Source organism: Acidimicrobiia bacterium (genome assembly GCA_009694375.1).
Taxonomy (GTDB): Bacteria; Actinomycetota; Acidimicrobiia; order Acidimicrobiales; family VFJN01; genus VFJN01.
On sequence record SHVB01000035.1, the window covers coordinates 1 to 9,910 of the forward strand.

The 9,910-nt window shown below is 67.2% G+C and carries 7 protein-coding genes; 6 read left to right on the forward strand and 1 reads right to left on the reverse strand.

Annotation, left to right across the window (positions count from 1 at the left end):
* Window positions 1-203: 203 nt before the first annotated feature.
* Entirely contained in the window at window positions 204-1,433 is a 1,230-nt protein-coding gene (locus tag EXQ71_12670; GenBank protein MSO88347.1) for a hypothetical protein, read from the reverse strand.
* A gap of 494 nt (window positions 1,434-1,927) precedes the next feature.
* Between EXQ71_12670 and EXQ71_12675 the strand changes: the two genes are divergently transcribed.
* From EXQ71_12675 to apgM, 6 genes are all read left to right on the forward strand, one after another.
* Window positions 1,928-2,533: an acyl-phosphate glycerol 3-phosphate acyltransferase gene (locus EXQ71_12675; GenBank protein ID MSO88348.1), complete on the forward strand. Its 606-nt coding sequence runs from the start codon at window positions 1,928-1,930 to the stop codon at window positions 2,531-2,533.
* 118 nt (window positions 2,534-2,651) lie between these two features.
* A complete protein-coding gene (locus EXQ71_12680) occupies window positions 2,652-4,253 on the forward strand; it encodes an arginine--tRNA ligase (GenBank protein ID MSO88349.1) in 1,602 nt (533 codons plus the stop codon).
* 41 nt (window positions 4,254-4,294) lie between these two features.
* Entirely contained in the window at window positions 4,295-5,572 is a 1,278-nt protein-coding gene (gene lysA, locus EXQ71_12685) for a diaminopimelate decarboxylase (protein MSO88350.1), read from the forward strand.
* Window positions 5,573-5,660: 88 nt separating this feature from the next.
* Window positions 5,661-6,929, forward strand: a complete 1,269-nt coding sequence (locus EXQ71_12690; protein ID MSO88351.1) for a homoserine dehydrogenase — start codon at window positions 5,661-5,663, stop codon at window positions 6,927-6,929.
* Window positions 6,929-8,281 (forward strand): threonine synthase, encoded by a 1,353-nt coding sequence (locus tag EXQ71_12695; GenBank protein MSO88352.1) that lies wholly within the window; start codon window positions 6,929-6,931, stop codon window positions 8,279-8,281. Before EXQ71_12690 ends, EXQ71_12695 begins: the two co-directional genes overlap by 1 nt.
* 65 nt (window positions 8,282-8,346) lie before the next feature.
* A complete protein-coding gene (gene apgM, locus EXQ71_12700) occupies window positions 8,347-9,504 on the forward strand; it encodes a 2,3-bisphosphoglycerate-independent phosphoglycerate mutase (protein MSO88353.1) in 1,158 nt (385 codons plus the stop codon).
* Window positions 9,505-9,910 lie beyond the last annotated feature (406 nt).

Consider the following 9,910-nt stretch of genomic DNA (forward strand, 5'->3'; position numbering starts at 1 on the left):
TTTGGATCGACGGCGTCTACGACGCGGACGGCAACGAGCTCGAACCCGCGTGGGAAGCAAACGACATAGCGGGTCTTGAAGACTACGTAGAGATCACCGAGACCAGCGGCAGCCTGACCATCGACGTGATCGCAGGCACCATCAGCTGACCAGGACGCGGCGTTGGAGTCGCGTGAATTCACGGTAAACCCCCTGGCTGCGGTTCACAGGGCCGCGGTGAGGAGTGCGGTCATGGCCTTGGCGAGCCGGAGCTGGGTGCCGGTGATGGCTTCGGCCGCCTCGTCCTCGTCCTCCTGCGCATCCCGGTGAGCACGGTCGAGGAGCGCCGTGTCGTTCTCGTTCCACTGAATGAGCTCACGGATGGTGTCGGGATCCGCCCCGCAGATCCTGGCTACGACGTGCTCATCGAGCATCTCCGGAGCGACGGCCTGCAGGTGGCGGAAAAGGGGGAGAGGTTCGGGGGCTGGGTCGGCCGCCGCCTGCAGAGCGGCCGACCTTGCGGCCATCTCGGCCGCGGGGCTGGGGGAGAAACGGCCGCGACCTACCCGGTGCATGAGCTCGGGTTCGGCCTTGGTGAGGGACTTCATCATGAGGCGGAGCAAGGTCATTAGATGGTCAGCGACGAAGGGGTTGGCCGGTATCGCCAGGTGGGCTGTCACCCGAGTGTCTCGGACTACGTACCGGATGAAGGTGGAATCGCGGTTGAGGACACCGACCTCGTACGCCGCCGCCACGGGATCGGTGACCTCGTCGACGACGCACGACCACAGCTCGACGGTGGGGAAGTATGGGTGGACCCGCACGAACACCACGATGTCCTCCTCGCATATCGGGATGTCGCCGTTGTCGCAGTGGAATGGAGCGAAGCCGAGTATCGGCGTGAGGGCCTCCGTGACGAGGTGGAGCAGGTGTTCGCGTGTCACCGGAGCCACCACCGGCGACGGTTCGGGGTCGTCCGCTTCAAGTTCGTCGGGCGTATCCAAGAGTGGATTGCAGTAGAGAAAAGCCGGGTGAGGGACGGAGAGCACATCGCGCAGGATGCGGGTCGCAGTATCAGCGAGGTTTTCGAACTCGGGCGTTTCGCCGGTGCAGTCGACGTCGAGGAAGAAGTTGGGCGACCCATCGCCGTCATAGAGATTGTTGGCGCCGCAGGTGGGGGTGCCCAGACCGACGGCTACCAGCATCTTCTCGTCGTACGGGGTGAGGGCGTAGTGGTCGGTGAGGTACGTGTTGCTGGAAACTTCGAGCCGCAGGTAGTCCTCTTCGGCCGCCAGTTGGAGGTAGGGCGACACCTCTTCTTCGCTGGCGGCCGACTGGATAGTGATGACGAGGGCTTCGCCGGGTTCCATATCGGCCAGGAAGGCGGCGAACTGCTCCTCAAATTGCTCCCAGGCCAAGGCCGTAGACGCCGTCAGATCAAATTCTTCACTCATGTTTAGCAATGCCTCACTCTCTTTTCTCTTACAGTACGCAGGGGGTGTGACAGTGGTTCCGGCCCTCAGGCGCCCGCTTGGTGTCGATCACGGGCGGGGGCAGTGGCAATCGCAGCCCCGCCACCGCGTCGCCTCACCCGGGCCCGAACGCCGGCCTGCCACTACTTTGAGCATCCGCGCCAGCGCGCTGCGTGAGGGTGATACTGGTGTCATGAACCACCAGCCTCTGACCCGCCGGCGACCGCAGGGATGGCGCGGGGTTGAGTGGGACTAGGGCGTTTTCGCATCGGTCCCTGACCTCGAGGCCTCGACCGACCCCATCCTTGCCTCTCCCGGGGTTCCCTCGACGCCCCGGCGCGCGTGCCCATTCCCGGGGTGTTCGTCCCGCTGTTCTCGACACCGGGGGCCATCACGGGTGGGTATCGACCCTGCCCGGCCCGCGGGGGATCGCCGATGGTTCCGGAAACGCGAGGGTCCCCCGGTAGGTTGGGGGCATCAAAAAATTTCTCGCCAGCCTCACCCTTTTCATCTCCCGATACCGCCTCGTCAACGAACCCCCTCAGGACATCCCCGTCTACGTGCTGGTGGCCGCGCCCCACACGTCGAACTGGGATTTCTTGCTGATGTTGGCCATGGCCTGGCGGAGCGACCTCCATCCCAAGTGGTTGGGGAAGCAGGAGATGTTCGCCGGGCCCTTCCGCCCCCTCTTCCGTGCGCTGGGGGGTATCGCCGTGAATCGAAGCAATCCCGGATCGCTCGTGACTGATCTCGCCGAACGGGCCGCTCAGGCCCAGTCCTTGGCCATTGTCATTCCCGCCGAGGGAACCCGCACCAAGGGGGAGTACTGGAAGTCAGGGTTCTACCGGATCGCCCGGGAAGCCAACATCCCCGTGGTGTTGTGTTACCTCGACGGCCCCTCGCGCACCGGCGGCTTCGGTTCGGTGATCCACCCCTCGGGTGATGTGCAGGCCGACATGGATCTCGTGCGGGCCTTCTTCGCCGACAAGAACGGCCTGAGGCCCCAGAACAAGACGACACCCCGCCTCCGCGATGAGCAAGCCGTGAGCGCCGGCGATGGCTCGATGGCATCCACTCCCTGACGCGAGTGGCGCGTATTAGCTTCCGGCGCTTGGCAGTCACCGCTTACGCTTCCCCGATGACCTTCCACCCTCGAGCGCGTCGCCCGCCGCGGCGATGTTCTAGGGAACCGAGGCCCTCGTGATCCGCGATTCTCTCGCTGTGGCCCTCCGGGCCGCCCTCATCGAGGCCGGCATCGAGCCACCCGCGGAGATCCATCTCGAACGACCCGCCCGACGAGTCCACGGCGATTGGTCGTCCAACGTGGCGATGGCCACCGCCAAGAACAACGGTCGCAATCCGCGGGATCTCGCCGGAGAACTGGTGGCCACCCTCAACGCCTCCCCGCCTCCGCACGTGGCGCGCGTCGAGATCGCCGGGCCGGGGTTTGTGAACTTCCACCTGCACGGGACCTGGCTGTACGACGTTCTGGGCGAGATCATCGATGCCGGAGAGGACAACTACGCCCGCCTCGACATCGGCCACGGCCAGCGGGTGAACGTCGAGTTCGTGTCGGCCAACCCCACTGGCCCTCTCCACGCCGGCGGCGGGCGTTGGGCAGCCTTCGGCGATGCCCTCTGCCGCATCCTCGACCGCACCGGCCACGTGGTGCACCGGGAGTACTACCTCAACGATCGCGGCGTGCAGATGACTCTCTTTGCCGCCTCGCTGGCCGCCCGTCAAGCCGGCCTCGACGTGCCCGAAGGCGGCTACGTCGGCGAGTACATCAAAGAGTGGGCCGCCGAGATGCCCCCCGGGGCCGACCCGGCGGCGTGGGGCTACGAGCGCGCCAAAACTGATCTACGAGAGAGCCTGGCTGCGGTTGGGGTGGAGTTCGACACCTGGTTCAGCGAGCAGAGCCTGGCCGAGGGCGGTGCCATCGACGAGACCCTCGCCGACCTGCGGGCCAAGAAGATGGCCTACGACCAGGACGGTGCCGTGTGGTTGCGCACCACCGACTTCGGCGACGACAAAGACCGTGTCTTGGTGAAATCCGACGGCGAACCCACCTACTTGCTGCCCGACATCGCCTACCACCGCAACAAGTTCGCCCGCGGGTTCGATCTGCTCATCGACATTTGGGGGGCCGACCATCATGGCTATGTGGCCCGCCTCCAAGCCGGGGTGCTGGCCTTGGGCCACCAGCCCGAGGAGTTGGAGATCATCCTCGGCCAACTGGTGGTGCTGGTGAAAGACGGCCAGGAAGTGCGGCTCTCCAAGCGCGCCGGAGAACTGGTACTGCTCGAAGACCTAGTGGACGCCGTGGGCGCCGATGTGGCTCGCCTCACCTTCCTCCTCCAATCGCTGGATACCCGCCAGACGATCGACCTCGACCTCATCACCACCCAGTCCAACGAAAACCCGGTGTTCTACGTGCAGTACGCCAACGCCCGGATTCATTCCATTGCTCGCAAGGCAGCGGCGGCGGGAATCACCAGAGCACCCCTTGCCGAGGTGGATCTCTCCCAACTCGTGCACGATCGCGAGTTCGAACTGCTGCGCAAGTTGTCGGAATTACCCGAGGTGGTAGCCATGGCCTGCCACGACCGCGCCCCCCACAAAGTCACCACCTGGGTGCGGGAACTCGCCGAGCGCTTCCACGGCTTCTACCACGACTGCTACGTCATCGGTGACGTGCCGCCGGAGCTCACGCAGGCTCGCCTCTGGCTGGTGGAGTCGGCGCAGATCGGCCTGGGTATCGGCCTCGATCTCCTCGGCGTCTCCGCCCCGGAGGCCATGTGACTGCCGCCGAGCCGCCCCCGGGTGCCCGGGAGGGTGGCTCGATGAACGGACCGCTGCCCTTCCACCTCCTGCCCCAGACCGCCGCGGTGGCCCCCGACGGGCATCTGCACATCGGGGGCTGCGATCTTCTCGCCCTCGCCGAGGAGTACGGCACCCCGCTCTTCGTGTACGACGAAGCCCACCTGCGGGCTCGCTGCCGCGAGGCCGTGGCCGCCTTCGGCGAGGGTGTGGCCTACGCCTCCAAGGCGTTCCTCTGCCTGGCCATGGCCCGCCTCGCTCACGAGGAAGGCATGGGCCTCGACGTGGCCACCGGGGGTGAACTGCACGTGGCTCTTTCCGCCGGGGTGCCCGCCGACCGCCTCGTTTTGCACGGCAACAACAAGTCGGCCGACGAACTGCGCACCGCCCGCCATGCCGGGGTAGGCCGCATCGTGGTGGACAGTTTCGACGAACTCGAACGACTGGCGGAGCTCCACGCCCACGACGGCCTCGTGCCCAAGGTGCTCATCCGGGCCACCCCCGGCGTGGAAGCCCACACCCACGAGTTTGTGCGCACCGGTCAGATCGACTCCAAGTTCGGCTTCGGCGTGCCGTCCGGCGACGCCGCCCGAGCGGTGGCGTACGCCCAGGATTCGCCGGCCATGGAACTAATGGGTGTGCACATGCATATCGGGAGCCAGGTCTTCGTGGCCGACTTCTTCCATCAGGCGGTCGAGGTGGTGGCACCGTGGGTGCGGGAAATGGGACTGCCCGAACTGTCGATCGGCGGCGGGCTCGGCGTGGCCTACACCCACGACGAGACGGCCCCGTCGATCACGGAGTGGGGGATCGCCATCGTGTCGGCCTGCCGGGATGCCGGCCTCCGCGCCCGGGTGTTGGCCGAACCGGGGCGTTCGATCGTGGCCCAAGCCGCCGTCACCCTCTACCGGGTTGGCACCATCAAAGAGGTGCCAGAGGTGCGCACCTATCTCTCGGTCGACGGCGGCATGTCCGACAACCCTCGCCCGGTGCTCTACGGCTCCGGCTACGAGGCGTTCCTGCCTCGGGCCGCCACCGCGCCCCGGCCTCGTCTCGTCACGATCGTGGGCAAACACTGCGAGTCGGGCGATGTGCTCGTGCGCGACGCCCAGGTGCCCGACGACATCGCCGTGGGCGACGTACTGGCCACGCCGGTCACCGGGGCCTACGGGCACTCGATGGCCTCGAACTACAACAAAGTGCTCCGCCCGGCGGTGGTATTCGTGGCCGACGGACAGGCCCGGTTGGTGGTGCGGCGCGAGACGCTGGAGGATCTTCTCCACTACGACGTAGCGGACTGAACCCAAACCCAGGCGGGGTCGGCCGCGGGCATCCCTCTACGATGGGGGCGTGACGAACGATCTGAGTAAAAGCCCAGTGTTGGTGCGCATCGGGGTACTGGGGTGCGGCAACGTGGGGGCCCCGTTGGTCGACCTCATCGCCAGCCAGGGCCCCGACATCGAGGCCCGCACCGGGCTCCGTTTGGAGGTCACCCGGGTGGCGGTACGCGACCTCGCCAAGCCGCGGGCCATCACGCTCCCGCCCGACCGCCTCACCACCGACGCCCCGTCGATCGTGGCCGACCCCGAGGTGGACCTGATCGTGGAACTCATTGGGGGCCTCGAGCCGGCCCGAACGCTGATCCTGGCCGCCCTGGGAGCTGGCAAACCGGTGATCACCGGGAACAAGGAACTGCTCGCCACCGCCGGTGCCGAACTGTTCCAGGCGGCCGAGAGCGCCGGAGTGGACTTACTCTTCGAAGCGGCGGTGGCCGGTGGTATCCCGATCATCCGACCGCTGCGCGAGTCGCTGGTGGGGGAGCGGATCCTGCGCGTGATGGGCATCGTCAACGGCACCACCAACTACATCCTCACCCGCATGAGCGAAGCCGGGGCCTCCTACGCCGATGCCCTCGCCGAGGCGCAGGCCCTCGGCTACGCCGAAGCTGATCCCACTGCCGATGTGGAGGGCTACGACGCCGGGGCCAAGGCCGCCATCATTGCCAGCATTGCTTTCGGCGTGGAGGTCACCGCGGCCGATGTGCACCACGAGGGCATCTCGGGGATCACCGCCACCGACATCGCTTTCGCCCAGCGCATGGGGTACGTCATCAAGTTGTTGGCGGTAGCCGAACAGGACGACGCCGGTGAGATCAGTGTGCGGGTGCATCCCACGATGGTGCCGCTCGAACATCCCCTGGCTGCGGTGCGCGAAAGTTTCAACGCCGTGTTCGTGGAGGGCGCCGCCGTCGGCGAGGTGATGTTCTACGGACGGGGGGCCGGTGGGCTCCCCACCGCCAGCGCCATCCTCGGCGATGTTGTGGATGCCGCCGTCAACCATCACCGTGGATCACACGCCACCGTGGGTCGGTTGGGGGTGGCCCGCTTCCGTTCCGTGCACGAGGTGGAGTCGGCGTACTACCTCAACATGCAGGTGCTCGATCGGCCCGGGGTGTTGGCCCAGGTCGCCGGCGTGTTCGGCACCCATCGGGTGTCGATTCGATCGATGGAGCAGGTGGGCATGGGCGAGGAAGCCCGACTCATCTTCATCACCCATCAGGCCCGGGGAGCCGACGTTCTCGCCACCCTTGACGCCCTGAGTGCGCTGAGCGCGGTGGAGCGCATCGGGTCGGTGCTCAGGGTCATCGGTCGCGACTGATGCAGTACGTTTCCACCCGCGGCCTCGCCCCCGCCCTCGGTTTCGGCGACATCCTCCTCACCGGTTTGGCGCCCGATGGCGGTCTCTACGTGCCCGCCACCTGGCCCACTCTCGCCCCTGAGGTATGGGCCCCCGGTCGCCCTTACGGCGAGGTGGCGGTCGATGTGATGTTCCCCTTCGTGGAGGGATCCCTCAGCCGAGACGACCTGGCGGTGATGGTGTCCGAGGCCTACGCCGGGTTCGATCATCCCGCCGTGTGCCCGGTGGTCCCCCTCGGTGAGCTTCACCTCTTGGAACTGTTCTGGGGCCCCACCCTGGCGTTCAAGGACGTCGCCCTGCAGATGGTGGGCCGCCTGTTCGACCATGAACTGCGGGCCCGGGGCGAGCGAGCCACCATCGTGGTGGCCACCTCGGGCGACACGGGTTCGGCGGCTATCGACGCCTGCGTGGGACGTCCCACCCTCGACATTGTGGTGCTGCATCCCGCTGGTCGGGTCAGCGAAGTGCAACGGCGGCAGATGACCACCGTGCACGAACCCAATGTGCACAACGTGGCCGTCGAGGGCACCTTCGACGACTGCCAGGACCTCGTGAAGGCACTGTTTGCCGATGTTGCCTTCCGGGAGCAGGTGCGGCTCTCGGCCATGAACTCAATCAACTGGGCCCGGGTGATGGCCCAGGTCGTGTACTACGTCACCGCCACCGCCGCGTTGGGTCGCTGCTCTTTCACAGTGCCGTCGGGGAACTTCGGCAACATCTTTGCCGCCTGGGTGGCCGAGCAGATCGGTCTACCCATCGATCAGTTGGTGATCGCCGCCAACCGCAACGACATCCTCGCCCGCTGGGTGGCCAGCGGCTCGATGGTGGCCGAGGAGGTGGTACCCACCGTGAGTCCGTCGATGGATATTCAGGTGTCGTCGAACCATGAACGACTCCTGTTCGAATTGTCGGGTCGGGATGGCCCTGCCACCGCCGACCTCCTCGGGCGTTTTCGGTCCCTCGGGGCGGTGGAGGCCCCGCGCACCAACCGCTTCGACGCCGCCACCATCGACGACACCACCACCCTCGCCACCATTCGCCGTGTGCACAACGAGCACGGCATGCTCATCGACCCGCACACCGCGGTGGGGATAGCGGCGGCGCTCACCCAACGTCGTTCCCTGGATGTCCCGATGGTGGCGGTGGCCACCGCGCACCCGGCCAAGTTCCCCGATGCCGTCGAGCAGGCCACCGGTATCCGACCGGCTCTGCCCGCCCGCCTCGCCGATCTCCTCGAGCGCGACGAACACTACGACGGGCTGCCTAACGACATCTCCGCGGTACGCGCCTACGTGCTGGCCCGGGTGACCTGATCGCCGCCGGCCGGAGCCTTTCGCCTCCGGTGTCGGTTGATCAGGGCTGTCGGTAGGATCAGGGGGTGAAATACGTTGTCTGTATCCCCGATGGCTGTGCCGACCTGCCGCTGGCGGCCCTGCAGGGAAAGACCCCGCTCGAGGTCGCCTCGATGCCCACCCTGGCCCGCCTGGCGGCCCGGGGCGAGGTGGGGCGAGCGGCGGTGATCCCGCCGGGCATGCCGCCGGGCAGCGACGTCGGCAACATGTCCATCCTCGGCTACGACCCTGCTCGCTTCCACACGGGCCGGGCCCCGATCGAGGCGGCGGCCCTCGGCCTGCGGTTGCGACCCGACCAGGTGGCCTATCGCTGCAACCTCTCCACGGTGAGCACCACCGGCACCATGGTCGACTTCGCCGGCGGTCACCCCACCACCGAACAGGCTCGCGAAGTGATCCACGCCCTCGACGACCAACTCGGCCGGGGGGCCGGTGCCGATATCGAGTTTCATGCCGGCGTGCAGTACCGCCACATCCTGGTGGCCCCCGCCGATTGGGCCGACGCCGAATGCGCCCCGCCCCACGACCTCTCCGATAAGCCCGTGGTGTGGCCCACCGGCCCGGCGGCGGCCAAGGTGCAAGCGATCATGGAGGCCAGCCGTGAGATCGTGGGCGGGTTCGGCCTGGCGACCAACCAGGTGTGGCTCTGGGGCCAGGGGTTCCAGCCGCAGATGCCAAGTTTCGCCGAGCGGACCGGCACTCGGGCAGCCTTGGTCACCGCCGTGGATCTCATCCGGGGGCTGGGTGTGCTCACCGATATCGAACGAGTTGAGGTGCCCGGGGCCACCGGCTGGTACGACACCGACTACGAGGGCAAGCGCGACGCGGCGCTGCGTTCGCTCGCCGACGGCGGCGACCTGTTCATCATTCACGTCGAAGCCACCGACGAAGCCGGGCATGCCGGCAACCTCGAAGAGAAGGTGAAGGCGCTGGAAGCGTGGGATCGCCGAATCCTCACGGATCTCGTGGCCGGACTCGACTCGATGGGCCCCTGGCGGATGTTGTTGCTACCCGACCACGCCACCCCGATCGAGTTGAAGACGCACACCCGCGAATCGGTGCCCTATCTTCTCGTGGATTCCGCCGTGGACGGGCCCGGCGGCACCTACAGCGAGCCCGCTACGGCCCACTGTGTGGATGTTCCGGGCCACGAGTTGATGGCTCGCCTCGTCCCCTCGGCGTAGCCCCCGGCGCCTCACGGCCGGCGAGGGCGTGGTACCCCCAGCCCTCAGCCGGGCATAGCGGGCACGGGAACCACCCCCACCTCGGCCCCCCCCAGGGCCAGCACCGCGCTCATGGTGCGGGCGTAGGACGCCCGCAGGTCCGCAACGAGATCCGGGGCGGTGCCATCGGCGACAGTGGCAGCGGTGGGCAGGACGCGGAAGGTACGGCGCTCGTTCCACGTGGGCGTCACGGCCACCGATGTGACACCCGCTCCTGCGCCGCGTGCACCGAGATCACCAATGCCTACGGTGACGACCAAGCCGTCGACGGTGTCCTTTGGGCAGCATCCGGTGGAGTTGCTCGACAGCAGGTTTCCCATGCCCCACACCACCCACATCGATCCCACCTTGGAGATCGGTTGCACCA

Excerpts from the sequence above, each read along its gene's own strand:
- EXQ71_12670 (MSO88347.1), bottom strand. The coding sequence starts at position 1,433 with ATGAGTGAAGAATTTGATCTGACGGCGTCTACGGCCTTGGCCTGGGAG.
- lysA (MSO88350.1), top strand. The coding sequence starts at position 4,295 with ATGAACGGACCGCTGCCCTTCCACCTCCTGCCCCAGACCGCCGCGGTG.
- EXQ71_12695 (MSO88352.1), top strand. The coding sequence starts at position 6,929 with ATGCAGTACGTTTCCACCCGCGGCCTCGCCCCCGCCCTCGGTTTCGGC.